This window comes from Aquimarina penaris (assembly GCF_040786285.1).
Taxonomy (GTDB): domain Bacteria; phylum Bacteroidota; class Bacteroidia; order Flavobacteriales; family Flavobacteriaceae; genus Aquimarina.
Window position 1 is genome coordinate 1400702 of sequence record NZ_JBFMKQ010000001.1, and the last position, 22997, is coordinate 1423698.

Below are 22997 nucleotides of genomic sequence, written 5' to 3' on the forward strand. Positions count from 1 at the left end.
GTTAGTGCCTGACAGACACCCTAAAATTCAAAAAAATCCAAATAATTTCAATGAAACTAAATTAAAACCACGCATATCATGAAAAACATTATGAAATTAACCACAGTACTATTACTGTATTTATGCTGGGCAAATCTAAGTGCACAGTTTAATTATGGAGAAGCGCTACAAAAATCGCTTTTTTTCTACGAAGTTCAGCAGTCAGGTAAGTTGCCAGATTGGAATAGAGTAAGTTGGAGAGGAGATGCTACCACAGAAGATGGATCCGATGTTGGGCTAGACCTTAATGGAGGTTGGTTTGATGCCGGAGATCACGTTAAATTTAATTTCCCCATGGCGTTCAGTGTAACAGCCTTAGCTTGGGGGGGTATTGAATTTGAAGATGCTTATCGAAACAGTGGGCAATTAGAGATTCTTAAAAGAAACCTTCGATTTGTCACCGATTACTTTATAAAATGCCATACAGCACCAAATGAATTATGGGGCCAAGTTGGTAATGGAGGAATAGATCATGGATGGTGGGGTTCTCCAGAGGTATATCCCAGAGAACGTCCTTCTTACAAAATAGATGAGGCAAACCCTGGATCGGACCTAGCTGCAGAAACTGCAGCAGCCATGGCAGCGGTTAGTATTCTGTTAAAAGATGATGATCCTGCATATAGCGCAATCTTGGTTTCACATGCAAAAGAATTATATGATTTTGCAGATCAATTTAGAGATGAATATTCTAATTCTATTACCGATGCAGCTGGTTTCTATAGATCTTTTAGTAGCTATAATGATGAGATTGTTTGGGGAGCGATTTGGATGTATAAAGCAACAAATGATCCGCAGTACCTAACAAAGGCAGAAGCAGAATATGATAATTTGCAGAAAGAAGGTCAGAGTGCAACTTCTAAATATAAAGAAGCTTTTTCCTGGGATGATAAAGCGTATGGGTGTTATCTATTATTGGCGCAAATTACAGGAAAAGATAGATATGTACAGGATATTGAGCGCAATCTGGATTACTTTGCTCATAATGTAAATGGAGAATCAGTTCCTACAACACCAGGAGGTCTTCCGCATTTACGTCCATGGGGAACCATTAGATATTCTTCAAATCAATCTTTATTAGCACTTATTTATGCAGATAAAGTGACTACAGATCCAGTTAAACAAGCTAGATATACTGGTTTTGCAAAAAGAATGGTAGACTATGCATTAGGAGATAATCCAATTAATAGAAGTTTTATGAATGGTTTTGGAAATAATCCTGCTAATGATCCACACCATAGAGGTAATAGTGGTAACTGGACTAACAGTGATAGTGGTCCTCCAACTGCAGCTAGTCATATCCTGTATGGAGCAGTTGTAGGAGGTCCTAAGGAACCTGGAAATGATAATTTTGAAGATGATCGAGGAGAGTTTATTGCTAATGAAGTAGCTTGTGATTATAATGCTTGTATTACCGGAGTTCTGGCTAGAATGTATGGTAAGTTTGGAGGAAATCCACTTGCTAATTTCCCAGTCCCTGAAGTTCCTTCAAGAGCCGAAATTCGTTCGTTCTCAAAATTTAATAGTAATAATGCTTTCGGAACTACTATTAGCATAAATGTACAAAACAGGACTGCTTGGCCGGCTAGAGTAACCGATAAATTGAGTTATCGATATTATTTTGATATAGCCGAGGGTATTGCTGATGGAAAAACTATTGCCGATTATGATATTTCACTTAATGGTATAGGAGGTGGTGCTACAATGGCAATTAAACCCGCAGGAGGAAGTGTATACTATGCTGAAGTTACGAACCTCCCTTCAATTGAGCCAATAGGTGATCCTGCATTTAGAACCGAGACACAGATCAATATTAGAGTAGCTAATGGAGTACCTTATGATACTACTAATGATTGGTCAGCACAAGGATTAAGTAATGGCGCTGTAGAAAGTATTAACATTCCAGTATATGATAATGGAGTATTGGTATTTGGTAAAGAACCAGACGGAGGAAATACTCCGACAGCCTCATTTACAGCGACTCCAGAATCTGGAATTGCACCATTAGATGTGCAGTTTGATGCATCGGCATCCTCAGATCCAAATGGAGATGCATTGTCCTATAATTGGAATTTTGGAAATGGCGAAACAGCATCAACAGCCGATGCTGTGATTACATATTCTGCAATTGGATCTTATCTGGTAACTCTTACTGTAAGTGACGGACAAAACCTATCGACCGAGGTTAACAAAACTATTACGGTGATCGATGGAAATGTTGCACCTATTGCAAATTTTACAGCTACCCCAACAACCGGAATTGCTCCTGTAACAGTTAGTTTTGATGGATCAACATCTTCAGATGAGAACGGAGATACACTTACTTATACTTGGGACTTCGGAGACGGAACAACAGGTGTGGGAGTAACTGTAGATCATCAATATGCTACAGTTGGTGAATTTACTGCAACATTAACAGTTAGTGACGGAAGTAAAACAGGAACAAAAACAACAATAATTAATGTTACCGATGGAAGTCCAGTGGCAAGTTTTACTGCTAGTACTGATTCTGGAATCATTCCTTTTGATGTTTCTTTTGATGCGTCAGCTTCTACAGACCCAACAGGAGGTACTTTATCTTATTCTTGGGATTTCGGAAATGGATTAACAGCTACAGGAGTTACCGCTTCTACTTCTTTCACTCAAGTAGGAACATATACTGTTACTCTTACGGTTACCAATTCAGTTGGAAGTAGTTCAGAAACAACGATTATAACAGCTACAGATGGTAGCGTAAGTTGTGCTTTCGGAACTCCAACAGCAGATGCCTTACCGTCAATAAACTCAGAATTCACCAATATTTTTGTATTAGGAGATGGTGGTCCAAACCTGGATAATGTTACCAATTTTAATATCAATTGGGATTTAACCAATAATGGACTGTATCAATTCTCAATGAATACTAATAATGGTATTCCTAGTTGGTGGAATGACTTCTTACCTAAAGTTACACAAAACTTTAATGCCACAGAACCTGCAATTACAATTACAGGATCTGGATTTACTGGTTTAGATGGAACTTATTGGGCGACCGTAGATAACGGTAATTTTGTATTGGTATCTCAAACCGGAGGTTTTACCATCTATTTTAGTAGTACTGCTACAGCTCCTGATTGTGGTGTAACAACTCCTTCTGTAAATGGAGGTACAATTGCAGGAGGTCCATTTGTATTTACCGTAGGCGATGGTATTGCAGATAATGTTTCAGGAGTAACAATTACCGGTAATATAGGTGAAACAAGTCAGTGGATCATCACCGATGCTCAGGGTAAAATTCTGGGATTACCAGCTACACCAGAAGCAGTAGATTTTGATGGAGCCGGAGTAGGAAGCTGTTTTATTTATAATGTAAGTTACGATGGAGTAATTGCTGGTCTTGCAGCTAATGAAAATATTTCTGGTTTGTCAGGAACATTTGATCTTTCTAATAGTATTGAAGTAGTAAGAAATCCTGTTATAACAACTCCAACTGTTGATGGAGGTGTGATTGCAGGAGGCCCATTTGTATTTACCGTAGGTGATGGTATTGCAGATAATGTTTCAGGAGTAACAATTACCGGTAATATAGGTGAAACAAGTCAGTGGATCATCACCGATGCTCAGGGTAAAATTTTGGGATTACCAACTACACCAGAAGCAGTTGATTTTGATGGAGCCGGAGTAGGAAGCTGTTTTATTTATAGTGTGAGTTATAATGGAACAATTACTGGTCTTGTAGCCGAAGGAAGTATTTCTGGCTTATCAGGAGATTTTGATCTTTCAAATAGTATTGAAGTAGTAAGAAATCCTGTTTCAACCGGAGGAGATTGTACTTTTAATACGCCAATAGCAACAGCATTACCTGCTATTAATTCAGCATTCGAAAACATTCATGTTTTAGGAAACGGAGGACCAAGCCTGGATAATGTAACGATATTTACAATTAATTGGGACCTGACTAATAATGGATTATATCAGTTCTCGATGAATACAAACAACGGTGCCCCTAATTGGTATGTTGATTTATTGCCAAAAATTACTCAGAATTTTAATAGCACTCAACCCGAAATAACAATCACAGGATCAGGATTCACAGGTTTAGATGGTTCTTATTGGGTAACTATCGACAGTGATAATTTTGTTTTGGTATCAAAGACGGGTGGGTTTACAATCTATTTTAGTACGTTAACCAATGCTCCTGATTGCGGAGGACCAGCCAATACAAATCCTGTTGCAAATATTTCTGCAACTCCAGCTTCTGGAGAAGCTCCATTAGTAGTAACTTTTGATGCCTCTGCGTCTACAGATGCAGACGGGGATACACTCACTTATAGTTGGGATTTTGGAGATAATACTACAGGTAGTGGCGTTACTCCAGAGAATACCTATACCGCTATTGGTGAATATGAAGTTACTTTAACTGTAACAGACGGAAATGGAGGAGAAGATCAAGCTAAAGTAACAATTAAAGCAATAGATGGAGACATTATAATTAATCCACCAACAGGAGAAAATGAATATATCGATCGTTTTATTGAGATTAGAAATGAGTTCTATGATCCTGCCAATGGGTATTTTAGTGCAGATGGATCTCCACACCATTCAATAGAATCGCTAATTGTAGAAGCACCAGATCATGGACACGAGTCAACAAGTGAGTTATATTCATACTGGTTATGGCTTGAAGTAATGAATGGTCGAATTACCAAAGATTGGAAACCATTAAATGATGTATGGAATAAGATAGAACAATTTATCATTCCTACAAAAGCAGATCAACCAACAAATGCGGCGTATAATCCAGCTTCGCCGGCAGCATATGCTAGTGAGTTTCCGTTACCAAGTAACTATCCGGCACCTCTTAATTTTAGTGCTCCGGTAGGTTCAGATCCAATTTCACCGGATTTAACAGCAACGTATGGTCCTGATATCTATCAGATGCACTGGCTGTTAGATAATGATAATTTCTACGGATACGGAAATAGAGGAGATGGTGTAAGTACACCTTCATATATTAATACATTCCAAAGAGGAGAACAAGAATCTGTATTTGAAACAGTACCACACCCATCATGGGAAAGCTTTAACTGGGGAGGAACAAATGGATTTTTACCCATCTTTATTGAAGATCAGAGTTATGCTAAACAATGGAGGTATACTAGTGCTCCTGATGCAGATGCAAGAGCAGTACAGGCAATGTATTGGGCGCAAGTATATGCAAAAGAACAAGGCGCTAGTTTAGGAAGCTTGGATCTAGACAAAGCATCTAAAATGGGAGATTTCTTAAGACTCTCAATGTTTGATAAATACTTTAAACCACTTGGAGTACAAAGTTCGACTAGTGGAGCAGGAACAGGATATGACAGTGCACATTATTTAATGTCATGGTATATGTCTTGGGGTGGATCTGCAGATACTGCTTCTCCGTGGGCATTTAGAATAAGTTCTAGTCACTGTCACTTTGGATACCAAAATCCAGTTGCAGCATACGCCCTTACACAGGTGAATGAATTAAAACCAAAATCTCAAAATGGAGAAAGAGATTGGGCCGAAAGTCTAAAAAGACAAATGGAATTCTATACTTGGCTACAGTCTAAAGAAGGGGCTATTGCTGGTGGTGCTACCAATAGCTGGAATGGCGATTATAGTGCATATCCTGCAGGTAAATCTACATTCTATGATATGGCATTTGATACGGATCCTGTATATCACGATCCAGGAAGTGGAACATGGTTTGGATGGCAAGCCTGGTCTATGGAAAGGGTAGCCGAATACTACTATATTACCAATGACCCAATGGCCAAAAATCTTATGGATAAATGGACTGATTGGGTAAAAAGTGAAGTAAGGCTTATAGGAGCTGATGATTTCGAAATTCCTGCCACATTAGAATGGTCTGGTGAGCCAGATACCTGGAACCCTGCTAACCCAGGAAGTAATAACGATCTTAGCGTAAGAGTTGTGAATTATAGTCAGGATTTGGGTGTTGCTGCTTCTATGGCAAAGGCACTTATTTACTACGCAGCAGCAACCGAGAAGCATGCTACACTAGATGTTGCAGCACGTGACTTAGCTAAAGAAGTGTTAGACAGAATGTGGGTTACATACAGAGATGAAAAAGGGGTGTCATCTCCCGAAGTTAGAGGAGATTTTAAAAGAATCTTTGAAGAAGAAGTACATATCCCACAAGGTTTTACAGGTACAATGTCTAATGGAGATCTAATACAACCGGGAGTGTCATTTTTAGACATTCGCTCTAAGTATAAAGAGGACCCAGATTTTGCCAGACTTGAGGCAGCGTATAATTCTGGACAGGATTTCACACAACGTTACCACAGAAGTTGGGCACAGATCGAAGTAGCTTTAGCTAATGCAGAATATGGTTTCTTCTTTGGAAATACTACTGCAACTACTGCTATAGCACAACCTCAATTTGATGCGTTAGTAAGTCCTAACCCTGCAACAAGCTTTATTAATATATCTGCTAAGAACAATAAAAAGAGTAGTACTAAAATTACTCAGATTAGAATGCGATTAATGGATTTAACAGGTAATGTGGTTAGATCTAAAAATTTAAGAAATAGTCAGCAGATGCAAGCTCGTGTTTCTGTAGAAGGTTTACCCTCAGGAATCTATGTTTTGGAAATCCTGAATACAACTACAAATGAAATATTGAGAAGAAAAGTAATAGTAAATAGATAGTTTTTTAATAAACAAAAGAGAGAGGTTTTTTACCTCTCTCTTTTAACTTATAAGAATGAGATGAAAAATACAATCACAAACATAAAGCGGTCATTTACGTTATTAGTGACACTATTGGTTTTTAGTTTTGTTACCAAAATATCTGCGCAACAACAGAATTTCTTAACTGTTCAAGGAAATAAATTATTCGATGTTCAAGGAAAAGAAGTACGCCTAACCGGTGTTAACTGGTTTGGGTTCGAAACACAAACATATTTTCCTCATGGGATATGGTCTCGTGATATGAAAAGTGTATTACAACAAATCAAAGATCTAGGATTTAATACAATACGTGTCCCTTGGTGTAATGAAATGTTAGATCCAGGTAAAACAATTAAAATTAACTCTTACGGTACAGATTCATACACAGGAGTGTCTCCCATGAATGAAGAAGAAGCTAAAGTTACTAAACCCATCGAATTAATGGATATTTTGGTGCGATGGTGCCAGGATAATGATATTAAAATAGTTCTAGATAATCATTCTAGAGCCGCTGATGGTTTTTTAAATGAAAAGTTCTGGTACACTGCAGAATATTCTGAAGAAAGATGGATTAATGACTGGGTTTTTATGGCCGATCGATACAAAGCTTTTTCTGCTGTAGTAGGTATGGATCTTAATAATGAACCTCACGGATCATCCTGGGGTAATAGTAACCCTGCTACCGATTGGAACAAAGCTGCAGAACGTTGTGGTAATGCTGTTCTACAAGCAAATCCTAATGTTTTGATTATTGTAGAAGGTGTTGGAGAGTTCGAAGGAAATTCATATTGGTGGGGAGGACAACTCATGGGAGCAAAGAAATATCCTATTCAATTGTCTGACCCAAGTAAATTGATGTATTCTGCACATGAGTATGGACCAGAAGTGGCGCCACAGGATTGGTTTACTGCTGCTAATTTTCCACAAAATATGCCAGGAATATGGAAAGATAATTTTCACTATTTATATGAAGAGGGAACGTCTCCACTATTTATAGGAGAATTCGGAATCAAAAACCAAGATGCCTTTGGAGGTATAGCATTTACATGGTTTACCGAATTTACGGGGTTCATGGGAGATATTTATTCCTGGACATTTTGGAGTATGAATCCTAATTCTGGTGATACAGGAGGTATTTTACAAGATGATTGGTCATCTGTAAATCAATGGAAAATGGATGTGTTAAAACCACATTTTGCTCCATTAATCCCTAATGTTGTTGGCGGTACTGCAAATCTTCCTCCGGTAGCCAGATTTGGGACAGATATAACAACTGGAGATGCTCCTCTAACTGTTCAGTTTGATGCATCAATGTCTTCTGACCCAGATGGCGATACATTAACATATGCATGGGATTTTGGAGATAATACCTCTGCCACTGGAAGTGCAATATCACACCTATTTAACCAGCAAGGAACATATCAGGTAACACTAACCGTAAGTGACGGTCAATTAAATGATTCAGAGACAATAAGTGTAACGGTTAATGATCCTAATACTACAGTAATAGTCACCGCAAATATTAATGCAGATGTTACGACTGCTGTCGCGCCGGCAACAATAAACTTTGATGCTTCAGGTTCTACAATATCAGACGGAAGTGCATTGACATATACATGGGGTTTTGGAGACGGTTCTTCCGGAGAAGGAGTTACCATTGGGCATGAGTATACAATTGCAGGGGATTATACAGTTACGTTAACGGCTTCAAATACTGATGGAATTTCTGATACTGCAACGCAGATAATCACAATTACAGAGCCAACTACAGGAGGAGGTGATTGTAGTTTTGGAGCGCCTTTGGCAACTCCATTACCAACTATAGCTAATGTTCCTTATACTCAAATTCATGTTTTAGGAACAGGAGGACCAGATTTAAGTAATGTAACCAACTTTACAATTAATTGGGATTTAGAGAATAATGGATTATGGCAATTCTCTATGAATACTAATAATGGTACTCCAAGTTGGTGGAATAATCTACTAACTAATATCACTAGTCAAAACTTTAATACGGCACAACCAGGTATTACACTTTCAGGAACAGGATTTCCTAACCTAGATGGATCTTATTATGCTACGCAAGACGGAGGTAATTTTGCGTTAGTTTCTGTAACTGGCGGTTTTACTATTTATTTCAGTAATAATACTACAGCTCCTACTTGCGAAGGATTACCACAAGGACAGTCATCGTTAACTGGTTTGAGCGTAAAAACATTTCCAAATCCAGTTCAAGACAAATTAGTGATTAGTGGAAAAAACCTTCTTAACGGAGCAAGAATCAATTTAGTTGATATAACCGGAAGAGTACTAAGAACCGTTAATGTTCAATCTAAAGTAAAGCAAATAGAACTTAATACTTCGGATCTTATATCGGGGCTATATTTTGTGAAATTATATCAAAATAAAAAAACTGAAACAAAACAAATTATAAAAAAATAATCTTATAAACATATTGATATATGAAGGAATCTATGGCTTTTGTATACTAGCTTCCTTCTTTTTCATCCCATAATTTATGAACTCACATTTTCTTTAAAAAAAAGAAAAGTAAACATAAACACAAACTCATCACTTATAATGGAACCAACACATAACAAGAAATGTTGGCGTGCTTATATTAAAAGAAATAATCTTTTGATATTATATGCAATTGCTACTTTTATTTCTTTAGGACTCGTAGTAAAATCAGTTACTCAAATTTATGATGGAACCGCTGGCCCTCAAATGACCACACAAACCTGGCCCGCAGGAACATTTCTGGCTAATTTCCCAGAAGGAGATAGAATTAGTACCTACCACCGTAATTATTTTTTTATGAATGGTCAGGCAGGAACAAGTGTTTGGGATTTTTCAAACCCTACAGCACCAAAAAGAGTACAGTTTAGTGAGGCTGCTAATAATGGTCACCGATGGTGGAAACTAGGAGGAGATCTCTTTTATAGAGAATACTCTGTACCAGAAGTACAAGGAACCGGGTATAAATATCTTGATCTTTCTAATATGCTGGATAGAAAACCGGTAACTTCTTCAGATATATTATTTACAGTAAAAGACGGTCAATCAAATTTTGATAACCTCGAAACATTCCCGCATACTATAGATGGAAGCAGGGTTTTTGACATGAGAACTGGAGTACAGGTAGATGATATCCCTGCTACGGTTTCTTTACCAGATGTGGTAGTGCGTGTAGGTAATTATGTTTTTTATGCTCCACAAACAGGAGATATAAGTGTTTTTGATTTTGGAGACCCTAATAATATTAAGTTTCTAGGATCTTTTGGAGGCGACATCCCACATGAACAATACAGTACAGGGATCCAATTATGGAGAAATTACCTCGTATTTATGAGTGGTAATCAAGGTCCAGATGCTTTGGTTGGATTTGATATTAGTGATCCTACCCATGTGAAAAGAGGCTTCAGTTTACACTCTGATCAAATTACTTTAGGGCGTTATATGATTTTTCAGGATGAATACGGTTTCTCAGGAAGATTTGATAGAGGAGTAAAATTTAATTTTGAAAAAATGGAGATCGAACAAGAATTCTTTCCTCCATCGAGTGATGAAACACTTCAATTTATAGATAACCAATGGATGCCAATTGGGCATATTCTCGTAGCAAGTGGAGATGATAAAACTTCAATCTTTGCACATCAGGATGGATTGGATACTAAACCACCAACTGTTGGGCATCATTTTCCTGTTGCAGGAGCCATAAATCAACCGCAAACAACTACACTAGGTTTTGTAATTAACGAAACCTTAAACGATCTTACGCTAAATGATAAAACTATACAAGTTAGCCCTTTAGGAGGAAATCCTATTAAAGGAGATGTAACTACGACCTCATACCAGGTAATTAATTATGCTCCAAAAGAAGCACTATTACCTAATACTACTTACGAAGTTAAATTTGTTGAAGGAGGAATTAAAGATGCCGTAGGTAACGGAATGGAAGAATATATCTTTTATTTTACTACGGGAGGAGATGCTTCTAACCAATCTCCAGAAGTTACAGGAATAGATCTAAGTGTTCCATCTCCTGTAACCATAAATACTGCAATAGATTTTACAGCAAATGCTACTGATGCAGATGGAAATACACTTACATATCGATGGGATTTTGGAGACGGTTCACCAAAAACCGCATGGATAGGAAAAACAGCATCACATACTTATACTGAAGCAGGTAATTACTTAGTTCAAGTTCAGGTTTCAGATAATAACGGAGGATTTATTGTAGGTTCTCAATCTATTGTTGTGGTAGGAGTTTTACCTTCGGATAAACCTACTCAATCGGGTCCAATAACTGTTGATTCTGCAAATAGAATCGTTTGGTCTGTTAACCCTGATAACAATACAGTTACTCTTGTAAATGCAGATAACCTAAATATTATTAAAGAAGTTCCTGTCGGTAAAGATCCGGTTAATATCGCTCTGGATAGTATAGGAAAAGCATGGGTAACATGCCGGGATTCTGATGAGGTATATATATTGAATACAGATGGCTCATTAGCAACCAAAATAGTACTACCAAGAGGATCAAATCCATATGGTATTGTATTTACACCAGATGGGAGTAGAGGATTTGTATCTGCATTTGGATCAGGGCAAATAATGGAAGTGTCCCCGGTAACAAATACCATAAAAACAACGCTGGATGTTGGTCCAACACCTCGTGCATTGGCAATTACGAGTGATGGAAATAAACTGCTGGTTACGCGATTTATTTCTCCTGATTCAGCTGGACAAGTTTGGGAAGTAAATCTAAATACGTTCACACTTAATACAACAATTCTGCTTGCATTAGATGACTTTACGGTGGATAACGGGAACGAAGGTAGAGGGTTACCTAATTATGTAGCCGGGATAACGATTCATCCAGATAATACATCAGCCTGGTCAGTAGCCAAAAAAGATAATATTCTTAGAGGACTTGCAAGAGATGGGAAACCATTAACTTTTGATAATGCAGTTCGTACAGCAATTTCTTCAATTAACTTAACAACCAGTCAAGAAGAACTTACCAAAAGATTAGATATAGATAACCATGGGCAGCCATCTTCGGCATTGTATAGTCCAACAGGTAATTACCTTTTTGTGACCATGCAAGGCAATAATAGAATCGTTGTGATCGATCCCAAAAGAGGATTAGAACTATTAAAGAAAGATGTAGGTAAAGCACCGCAAGGCTTGGCTATAGATCCAACTACTGATCGTGTTTTTGTAAAAAACTTCATGGATCGTAGTATCTCTGTTTTTGATGCTTCAGATATGATCAAAACAGGAAGTAATACACTAAAAACTATAGCAACCATTACGACGGTTAGTACAGAGACATTAAGTCCAGTCGTACTTAAAGGAAAGCAAATATTCTATGATGCTTCAGATTTGAGAATGGGGACCGATGGATATATTAGTTGTGTAAGTTGTCATAGTGATGGCACCCAAGATGGTCGTACATGGGATTTTACAGATAGAGGAGAAGGACTACGAAACACGATTTCCTTAGTAGGTAGAGCAGGTACAGGTCATGGTAGAGTACATTGGAGTGCTAATTTTGATGAGGTTCAGGATTTCGAAAATGATATTCGTTTCCATTTTAATGGGCAAGGATTTATGAGTGATGCCGATTTTAATAAAGGTACTACAGCCTTATCTCTGGGAGATCCTAAAAAAGGAAAATCAGCAGATTTGGATGCCTTAGCGGCCTATATCGAATCATTAAATAAATTTGATCCTAGTCCATATCGTAATGCAAATGGAAGTTTAACTGCAGATGGTGCCGCGGGGAAATCGTTATTTGCAGATTTAAAATGTGCATCATGTCATAGTGGAGAGGCTTTTACCGATAGTCAAACAGGAAAAATGCATGATGTAGGAACAATTACATCAAATAGTGGTGGCCGTTTAGGGAAAAAATTACTTGCACTAGATGTCCCAACAATAAAAGATGTATGGGCAACAGGACCTTATTTGCATGATGGATCGGCTAAGACTTTGGCAGACGTTTTTACAAATCATAATGCCAATAATGCTCATGGTGTTACTTCTACATTAAGTGCTATGCAGATGAAACAGTTAGAAGCATATCTTAAGCAAATTGATGGTTCAGAAGAAGCACCAATATCAGGGCAAATACTAAAAATAGCATCACCTGCAGACGGTACAGCTATTGATAAAGCTGATCCTATAAAATTAAGTGTAGAAACTAATATAGAGGGTATTACTAAGGTTGAATATTATGTGGATAATGCCTTAGTTGAAGAAGTAACTGCTATACCTTTCGAGTCTTCATGGGTACCAATCATCTGGAAAACATATACCATTTCTGCTAAAGTATTTTATAATAATGGTAAAACAGCATCTATTACACCAGAAATAAGTATAAAATATAAGAATACAATTAAGGTGATGTTTGTAGTTGGAGATAAGAATAATTTGACTTCAGAAGATCAGCGTATCAAATCACGTTTAGAACAAAAGTTAGGATTTGCGATTACCTTGTTTTCTGATGAAGAAGCAACCAGTCCGCAATCGGCAAATCCATTTGATATGGTTTTGGTGTCCTCAACAGTAGATCCCAGAGAATTAGGAAATGATCTTGAAGCGGCCAGAGTACCTCTAATGACCTGGAATCCTTTTATGTATGGAAAATTAAGGCTAACAGTCGGTGAATTAAATACAGGATTTGGATTTACGCAAGATGGATTTTCTACTATCACGGTTTCAGATCCCACCCATCCTATGGCAGCTGGCGTAGGAGCAAGTACAGTGTTGTATTCTCTAACACAAAGTTTACCTTTTGGAAATCCAACAACAGAAGCCATTGTAATTGCCAAAGCTGGGACATCACCCATTTTATTTGGATACGAAGCAAGTCTAGCGATTCCGTCAAGAAGGGTTGCTTTTCCTCTCAGAGATCAGTTTATGCATTTACTAACAGATGAAGGATTGAAGATGTTTGATGCTGCTGTATTATGGACACTCCATGGAGGTGATGCAACGACACCAATTGGATCTCTACCGGATGTATTTTTTGAGTCCCCATTAGATGGAGAGTTAGTAAACACACCGTTAGAGATCAAATTTAAAACTGAAGGATGGTCAATACCATCACAACAATACAAGCTTAGATTTAGAATTGATGGGCAAGATAGAGGTTTAGTTACTAGTGGTGGAGTACTTACAGATCCTACATCTTTAACCGAAGGGCCTCATGAGTTGACATTGCAAATGGAGCGTAGTGATAATTCTCCAACAGACCTAGGAGAAACCATTACCGTTATTGTAACAAATGATCCTTTACCTCAGGATCCTACGGTAATGATTAAATCCCCTACTAACGGCGGGCTCGTAGGACCAGATTTTAATATCCAATTCTCAGTCGTAAAATGGGATATTTCTCTAGGAGGTCAACATGTAAAGTATTTTATAGATGGAGTTGAAACAGGATCAATTTTTAAAGTAGAACCAATTCCGGTTACTAATTTATCCGAAGGTGAGCATACTATTAAAATGGCATTGGCTAATGCTGATGGTACATTATTCGGAGAGCCTGCCGAGATAATCTTTACCGTTGATAAACGACTTAACGATCTTCCAGATAGCCCTTATAGCGTAGAATATAGAGATGATAGTTCTGGGGCTTCAACAGCAGAATTAAAACCGATTTTTCAAATCGTAAATGGTGCTAGCCAAGCAGTATCGCTTTCAGATTTTAAAATTAGATATTGGTTTACACCCGAAAGTGATATCCCTATGGTTGCTAATATAGATTACGCTGCTGTATCAGGGACTACTACTTCTTTCAATGCAATTAATACGCATAATTACCTCGAGCTTGGATTTACAGCAGCTTCGGGTAGTTTATCAGCTAACGGGAAAACTGGTATAATTCAAACAAGGTTACATCTTTCGGGATATCAAACTCAAAATCAAACAAATGATTTTTCATATGATCCAGGAAAAACAGTATTAACACCTCATGTGCTGATTACCCTTTATTATAAAGGAAATTTAGTTTGGGGAATTGAGCCTACAGATAGTATTCCTGATACAAATGCAAAACCAACTGCTAGTATTTCTACTGATGTTGCACAAGGATTTGCTCCGCTTCAGGTTAATTTTGATGCCTCTGGCTCTACAGACTCAGATGGAGACGCGTTAACCTACAGTTGGGACTTTGGAAATGGTGAAATAGCCACCGGAGTAACAACTTTACAAACTTATCAACGGGCAGGTACTTATGAAGCAGTACTAACTGTAAACGATGGTAACGGTAATACAGATACCAGTAGTGTTACTATTACCGTTAGTAACCCCACACCAGTGTTAGAAGCTAACTTTATAGCTACACCAATTGCAGGAAATACTCCTTTACTGGTTAGTTTTGATGCTTCATCATCAATTTATCCAGCTAATGCAGTTATAACGTACAATTGGGACTTTGGTGATGGAACAACTAGCAACGAAGAAAACCCATCGCATACGTATACTCAAGCGGGATCCTATGCGGCAACTCTTACGATAAGCGATGGATCAATTGCCGATATTTCAGAAATAGTAACGATAACTGTGACAGAACCTTCTGCGCCAGTAGCTACTGCCAATATTGTAGCAGATGTTACTATTGCTACTGCACCAGCTATAGTTAATTTTGATGGATCTGGTTCAACAATATCAGATGGTAGTACATTAACATATACGTGGGATTTTGGAGATACTACAATGAGTTCAGGTTCTGTTGTATCTCATGAATATACAGTTGCTGGTGAATATATTGTAAGCCTTACTGTGTCAAACCTTGATGGGATTTCGGATACAACAACTCAGAACATTAGAATTGATGATCCAATACCTGGAGGAAATGGTTGTGATTTCGGAACACCTTTAGCAAATCCTCTACCAACAATTGCCAATGTTCCATATTCGGAAATACATGTAATCGGAACCGAAGGACCTGATCTAAGTAATGTTACCAACTTTACTATGAATTGGGACCTCACTAATAATGGATTGTGGCAGTTTTCAATGAATACGAATAATGGTACACCGAATTGGTGGGTAGATCTTAATGCAAGTATTGCAAGTCAGAGTTTCAATTCGGCTCAACCAGATGTTACATTTTCTGGAAGTGGTTTTGCGAATCTCGATGGTTCTTACTTTGCGGCAAAAGATGGAGATAGCTTTGTTTTGGTATCAAAAGATAGAGATTTTACCATTTATTTTAGCAATATTACTACTCCTCCACGATGTGAGAATAATATCAAAGCTCTTGATGCCATAAGTGTATCTCGAATTGAAACATTTCCTAATCCTTTTATCGGTTATGTAACTGTAAGTAGTCCTAAATCATTAAAGAATGGAACCATTACACTTGTTGATATCAATGGTAGAATAATATTCTCGAAAGAAGTGTACCAGGATATCAAGCAATTAGAAATTACAACGGATCAGATAGAATCTGGAATCTATTTCTTGAGAATTCAACAAGGCGAGCAAACTACGATAAAACGAATATTAAAAAATAAATAAAGATAGCAATAAAGCAGTTTTGTATAACCTGCTAACTAATAAATACACAAAAATGAAAGCAATAACAATCATAAAGGTATTCATGACATGCCTTAAATCAGAAAAAATAGTTATTAACCGATAAATAATAAATAAGAGGTGGCGGCACCTTCTTTTTCTACCCCTAGTTGGCTTGTATTTAATACATAATGGGAATTTACTAACACATAAATATACGTTTAACTAGAATTAATTTTTAATTATGAAACTTACAAAACTCAATTTTTTAATTGCATTTTTCCTTTTCGGGCTAGTGTCAAATGCCCAAACCCCCGAAGGAGAATTAAAAAGATGGCATAAGGTCAGTTTGACCTTTAATGGCCCCAGTACTTCTGAAACGGCAAACCCTAATCCGTTTTCAGATTTTAGACTAGAAGTTACATTTACACATCAAGGGAGTAATAGAAGTTACAAAGTCCCTGGGTATTATGCTGCATGTGGGAATGCAGAAAATAATAGCTGTACTTCTGGTAACAAATGGCGGGTGCATTTTGCACCAGAGCAACCAGGAACCTGGAGTTGGACAGCATCATTTAAAAAAGGATCTAATGTGGCTATCAATGGCGGAGGATCTGGTGCCGGATTTATGGATGGGAAATCAGGATCGTTTTCTGTCTCAGAATCTGATAAAGGAGGAAGAGATCATAGAGCCAAAAATAAAGGGATGTTACGATATGTAGGAGAACATTACCTACGATATACCGGGACTAACCCAAACAATCCAAATGGGAATTGGTTTGTAAAAGCTGGAGCAGATGCTCCTGAAAACACATTGGCTTATGTAGATTTTGATGCTACACCAAATAGAGGGAATCGTCGTAAATCCTGGAATCCTCATCAGCAGGATTATTTGGCTTCAGAAGCAAGCAATTATACCTGGAATGGAGGAAAAGGAACTGAACTATTGGGAGTTGTACGATACCTTTCTAATAAAGGATTAAATGCTTTTTCTTTCTTAACATTAAGCTTACATGGAGATGATGAGAATGTATTTCCGCATCTATTGAAAGTTAATGAAAGTACGTATAATGGATATAACGACGGACAACAATGGAACCAGGGAGTGCATAAAGATAGATTTGATGTGTCTAAATTGGCCCAATGGGAAAAAGTGTTTGAATATGCAGACAAGAAAGGAATGTTTATGCATTTCAAAACTCTGGAAACCGAGAATGATAATATAATGGATAACAATGGTTTTGGTAGACAAAGAAAATTGTATTATCGTGAATTAATCGCTCGTTTTGGGCATCATTTAGCCCTAAACTGGAACCTTTCAGAAGAAACTACTCTACCAGATAATGTAGTTAAAAGCACGGCAAGCTATATTAAACAGGTAGATCCTTATGATCATCACATCGTAATCCACACATATCCTAATCAGCAGGATCAAAGATACAATCCACTTTTAGGGAATAATTCGGTGCTTACAGGTGCTTCTGTTCAGACAGACAAGAATAAAGTGCACAATGATGTAAAAAGGTGGTTAGAAAAATCTCGTAATGCGGGTAAGAAATGGGTAGTTGCCAATGATGAACAAGGGAGTGCTAATATCGGTGTGGATCAAGACGGAAAGGAGGATAAGCTTGTTAGACATAAAGTACTTTGGGGTACGCTTATGGCTGGTGGAACCGGTGTAGAATATTACTATGGTTACCAAACTGGTGAAACCGATCTATCGGCTCAAAATCATAGATCAAGAGATCGTAAATATTCTGATGCATCAAAGGCCCTGCAGTTTTTCAATACTTATTTACTTAATAATGTAACCAATATGGTATCTTCAGATGGGGTTACCTCTGATGGGAATGATTATGTATTAGCCAAGGCAGGAGAAATATATGCGGTATACAGGCCTAATGGAGGTTCAACCGGACTTAATTTACCTTCAGGTAATGGGAACTATGATGTGCAATGGTATAATCCACGTTCTGGAGGTAATTTAACCGCTAAAACGACATTAGGAGGTAATTTGTCTGCTCCTGATAATAATGATTGGGTTGCATTAATTAAGAAGAAAGATAATGGAGGTGGAGGAGAACCTGATCAATGTGCTGCTTTAGAACAAAATGGTATTGTTGCCGTAGAAGCAGAGCATTTCGCAAGTCAATCTAAAACGGGTAAAAGAAAATGGTATGTACTTGATGGAAGTGGATCAACACCCACTCCAGATCCAGATCCAGATCATTCGAATGGCGCAAGTGGCAATGGATATTTAGAAATACTACCCGATACAAGAGTCACTCATGGTGATCCATTAATTGCTGGAGAGAATTTTAGCAATACTGCAGGTCAAATGACAATTGTAAATTATAAAGTAAAGTTTACTACACCAGGTAAATATTTTGTTTGGGTAAGAGCGTATTCTACAGGATCTGAAGATAATGGAGTACATGTAGGGATTGATGGAACATGGCCAGCATCTGGAAACAGAATGCAATGGTGCGCAGGTAAAAATCAATGGACCTGGGAAAGTAAACAACGTACTGGAGCCAATCACTGCGGTGAAGCACAAAAGATATTCATAAATGTGCCAAGTGCAGGGGTACATACCATTTCATTTTCTATGAGAGAAGATGGGTTTGAGATGGATAAATTTGTGTTATCTAAGGCGTATACTAAACCAACCGGAGCAGGTCCTGCTGAGGTATTAGTAGATTGTGGGGATGAAAATAGTGTGCCACAAGTTGGGATGACTTCTCCTGCCAATGGAGCAGTATACCAGCCAGGAGCCACAATACCATTGACTGCTACCGCATCAGATAGTGATGGTACTATTGCCAAAGTAGAATTTTTTGTAAACGGAAATTTAGTAGCAACCGAAAATGTTGCTCCGTACGAAACAACGACTACTATTGCTACTACCGGAAACTATACGATAACCGCAAAGGCAACGGATAACGATGGAGCAGTTACCACTTCTCAAGGCGTAAGTGTTAAAATAGAAGAAGATACACCTCCTCCAACAGATGCTATTAATATTCCTGGTAATTTTGAAGCAGAAAGTTATACGGCAAAATCAGGAAGTGTGCGTATCGAAAATACGCCTGGAACTTCTGGTAAAAACCTAGGGTATATTAAAAATGGAGATTATACAGAGTATAATGTTACTATAGAATCAAGCGGAGAGTATACTTTTGAGTTTTATGCATCTAGTGCCGGCAAAGGCGGACAAGTCGAAATTATCGAAGCAGGCAAAATGGTAGGTTCTGTATCTCTTCCGGTAACAGGACAGTGGCATAATTATAAGAAATATACCGTAAAAGTTTCACTTACAACTGGAGAGAAAACACTAAGATTAGTGTATAAAGGTCAATCTGGTTATTTATTTAATATAGATAAAATAATTGCCATAAAATCGGCAACACCTAGTGTGCAAACTGTGGTTTTATCTCCTATTCATGATGCTTATTTACAAGGTTCATCACGTTACAATAGTGAAATTGTAAGAGTAGAACAGAACAGAAGAACTGGATACTTAATGTATGATCTTTCTTCAATAAATGGAACAATATCCAAAGCAGAACTGAAATTTACAGTTAACTCTGATCCAGGCAATGGTAACCTTAATGTAAACAAAGGAACTTCTAATAACTGGACAGAAAGTAACTTATCAAACAGCAATAAGCCTTCTGTAGGAGTATTATTAGGTAATATGAATACTACCTATGGCATCGGCAATACAAAAACAGTGGATTTAGGTGTTGGGTCAATATCAGGTAATAAGTTATCGCTTGTACTTAACATGACTTCTGGGAATGACTTTGCTCTTGCGTCTAAGGAAAATGGGAATAATACTCCGCCTCAGTTAGTGATTACGTATACCAGTACATCGGTACAGCGTAATAATGCTGTTATTGATACAAAAGATGATGCTAATAAAACTAGTATCTATCCAAACCCAGCAATTGATTGGATAAAAATATCAGGAGTATCAAAAGGTTCAAGAGTTCGGATTTTTAATTCTATAGGAATCTTACAAAAAGAAGTGGTATTAAACGACAATCGAAGCTTGGTAGATGTAAACGATTTACCATCTGGGTATTATGTAGTACATGTTTTTGATGGTCAAAAAACCACTAAAATCATAATGATCAAAGAATAATCTAATCATCACTAATTAACCAAAAAGAGGGTTACCAGCACAGGTAACCCTCTTTTAATTTTAACTATATCTATGTATTAAATTAAGAATGATCATGATCTTTAAGATCTTCATCTGTTAGATCAAGAGTTATATTATAAGAAGGTACATTCAAACCTCTATCTGTTTTTACTATGTTAAAATCGAGTACGTCGTTACCAACTTCTTTAAGTTTTTCATTTTTAAAGTAAGCTTTACATAGTCCATCTACAGTTTTTTCTGCATAATCATTACCGTAAGCAATATGAAGTTTGTATTTGCCTTCTGGGATGTTTCTAATAAATTGAGTAGTATTTGCAGCTATAAATACTGTTCTTACTTTTTTAGAGGTTTCTGTCAAAATGAAATCAAGAATTACTTCAGAATTTTTCCCGTTGCTTACTTTTAAATAATTGTCAAGGTTTCTGTCGTATTCAGAATTCTGATTAGGACATTTGGGTTCTCCGCTTTTTAAATGCTCAGAGATGTCCATATTTTCATTACTCTTTAAACTTTCGGTTTGATTATTAGCCGATTGATTTGATGCATTACTACAAGAAGTATAGGTTAGTATTCCTGTAATGGCCGGAATCAATAATAAATACTTAAATTTTGAAATTGATTTAGATTTGGATTTTTGTAACATAATTATTCGTTTTTTGATTAAGGATTGATTAAAAAATTGATTGACGAATGTAACTTCCTGAGTTTGAAAAGTTGCATTCAATAATTGTTGGATATAGTTTTTCTTATTTATAGATGATATCACCGCTGCATCGGCGAGATACTCATGTAAAACGGTTACTCTGGATTGATTGATATAGATTAATGGATTCCACCATAGTATAACTTTTAAAAGCTCAAAATATAACTGATCTAGCGAGTGTTTTTGATCTACATGTACTATTTCATGAATAAGAATTTGCTTTTTTTCTTCTTCACTTAATCCATCACCCAGGTAAATAGTATTCCAAAATGAAAAGGCTTGAGTACTATTTGGCAGCGTAACGATTTTTTTATTTTTTATAGTAGATGTAAAAGAAAAAGCCTTCATAACGTTAAGCTTGTAAAACTTAAGAATTAATATAAAAAGACTTATTCCGGCTCCAACAAGATATAGTATTAACCACCAATTTGTGGGGTTGTCTGCAGACCCAGTTGTGCCAATTTCTGCAAGGTTTTGTGAGGATATTGATATGATCTCTTCTACACGTGAAACATAAATTTGCGAAGCAGCTGTATTAAAAGCTTCTATTTTTATAAATGGAAGAATTAATGCTAAAATGGGAGTGATAAGCAGGTATAGTCTATTCCATGAAAAAAAAGTGTCTTTTTTATGAAATAGATCATAAAGTGCCAAAAAAAGCACCTGAAATATCAGGGTTTGTAGTAGGTAGTGGAGCATGATAATTAATTTTCGTTATCTAGTTCTTTTAAAATTTGTTCAAGGTCTTTGATATCCATATCGTTCTTTTTCACAAAAAAGGAAACCATATTTCTAAAAGATCCATTAAAGTAGTTATTCATTAGCTTATTAAGAGATTGACTGCTGTATTCTTCTTTCTTTACTAAAGGGAAGTAGATGTATCCTTTTCCAACTTTGCGATGAGACACAAATTCTTTGTTTTCTAAAATTCGAATAATTGTTGAAATGGTATTGTAAGCTGGTTTGGGGTCAGGCATTTCTTCAATAATTGAAGCTACATTTGCTTCATCGAGCTTCCATAACAATTGCATAACCTCTTCTTCGGCTTTAGTAAGTTGTTTCATAGAATAGAATGTAAGAACTAAATTTTTAGTTTGAGAAAGCAAATATAACTAAATATTTAGTTTAAACTAATTTTTTAGTTGAAAAAAATGGTATGTTTGCTATCGAAAAGATATACTATGCCTTATAACAGCGTTTGTATATTAAGAATTATGGCATAGTAATAATCCATATGTACGTAACAAATCAGAAATAGTATCGTCATATAAATAAAAAAACATGGATATTGCCTTATTAATAATTGGTTTATTGTTTTGTCTTTTAGGTATTATTGGGAGTTTTCTGCCTGTATTGCCAGGGCCATTTACTGCCTGGATTGGATTACTAATTCTTCATTTGACCAATGCTATTCCGCAAGATTGGACCTTTTTAGGAATTACTTTAGGTATTTCTATCCTGGTTTGGGCATTGGATTATATAGTTCCTGCTTTGGGAACTAAAAAGTTCGGAGGCACAACATATGGGATGGTCGGCAGCTCAATAGGGCTTATCTTAGGACTTATATTCATGGGGCCATTTGGGATTATTATTGGCCCATTTGCAGGAGCATTTATTGGCGAAATTATTAATAATAGTAGTGATTCATCTAAGGCTTTAAAAGCTGCCTTTGGATCATTTATTGGTTTTTTAGCAGGTACTTTTCTAAAGTTTATCGTATCAGTGGCTTTCTTATTTTTATTTGTTAGTACGGTTTGGGACAATTGGGATAAGTTGTTTTAGAGAATCGAAGTATCATGCACGATTTCTAAGTAATTGTAAAACATATAATTAAAATTAGTTTAACATATA

The 22997-nt window shown here is 36.8% G+C and carries 7 protein-coding genes; 5 read left to right on the forward strand and 2 right to left on the reverse strand.

Translation table 11 applies throughout. From position 1 onward, the window contains the following. Positions 1 to 78: 78 nt before the first annotated feature. From ABW637_RS05895 to ABW637_RS05910, 4 genes are all read left to right on the forward strand, one after another. Positions 79 to 6717 (forward strand): glycoside hydrolase family 48 protein, encoded by a 6639-nt coding sequence (locus ABW637_RS05895; protein ID WP_367583715.1) that lies wholly within the window; start codon positions 79 to 81, stop codon positions 6715 to 6717. A gap of 60 nt (positions 6718 to 6777) precedes the next feature. Further along, entirely contained in the window at positions 6778 to 9180 is a 2403-nt protein-coding gene (locus ABW637_RS05900; RefSeq protein ID WP_367583716.1) for a cellulase family glycosylhydrolase, read from the forward strand. A gap of 138 nt (positions 9181 to 9318) precedes the next feature. Continuing rightward, entirely contained in the window at positions 9319 to 16278 is a 6960-nt protein-coding gene (locus tag ABW637_RS05905; RefSeq protein ID WP_367583717.1) for a PKD domain-containing protein, read from the forward strand. A 241-nt stretch (positions 16279 to 16519) separates the two neighbouring features. Then, positions 16520 to 20422, forward strand: coding sequence for a carbohydrate-binding protein (locus ABW637_RS05910; protein WP_367583718.1), 3903 nt, complete (start codon positions 16520 to 16522; stop codon positions 20420 to 20422). Positions 20423 to 20504: 82 nt separating this feature from the next. Here the strand turns inward: ABW637_RS05910 and ABW637_RS05915 are convergent, their stop codons facing one another. Both ABW637_RS05915 and ABW637_RS05920 read right to left on the reverse strand, forming a co-directional pair. Continuing rightward, complete coding sequence (locus ABW637_RS05915) at positions 20505 to 21845, reverse strand: M56 family metallopeptidase (RefSeq protein ID WP_367583719.1); 1341 nt, start codon at positions 21843 to 21845, stop codon at positions 20505 to 20507. A gap of 5 nt (positions 21846 to 21850) precedes the next feature. Continuing rightward, on the reverse strand, positions 21851 to 22210 hold the full coding sequence (locus tag ABW637_RS05920) for a BlaI/MecI/CopY family transcriptional regulator (RefSeq protein WP_367583720.1): 360 nt from the start codon (positions 22208 to 22210) through the stop codon (positions 21851 to 21853). A 217-nt stretch (positions 22211 to 22427) separates the two neighbouring features. Between ABW637_RS05920 and ABW637_RS05925 the strand changes: the two genes are divergently transcribed. Continuing rightward, complete coding sequence (locus ABW637_RS05925; RefSeq protein WP_367583721.1) at positions 22428 to 22928, forward strand: DUF456 domain-containing protein; 501 nt, start codon at positions 22428 to 22430, stop codon at positions 22926 to 22928. Positions 22929 to 22997: the final 69 nt, after the last annotated feature.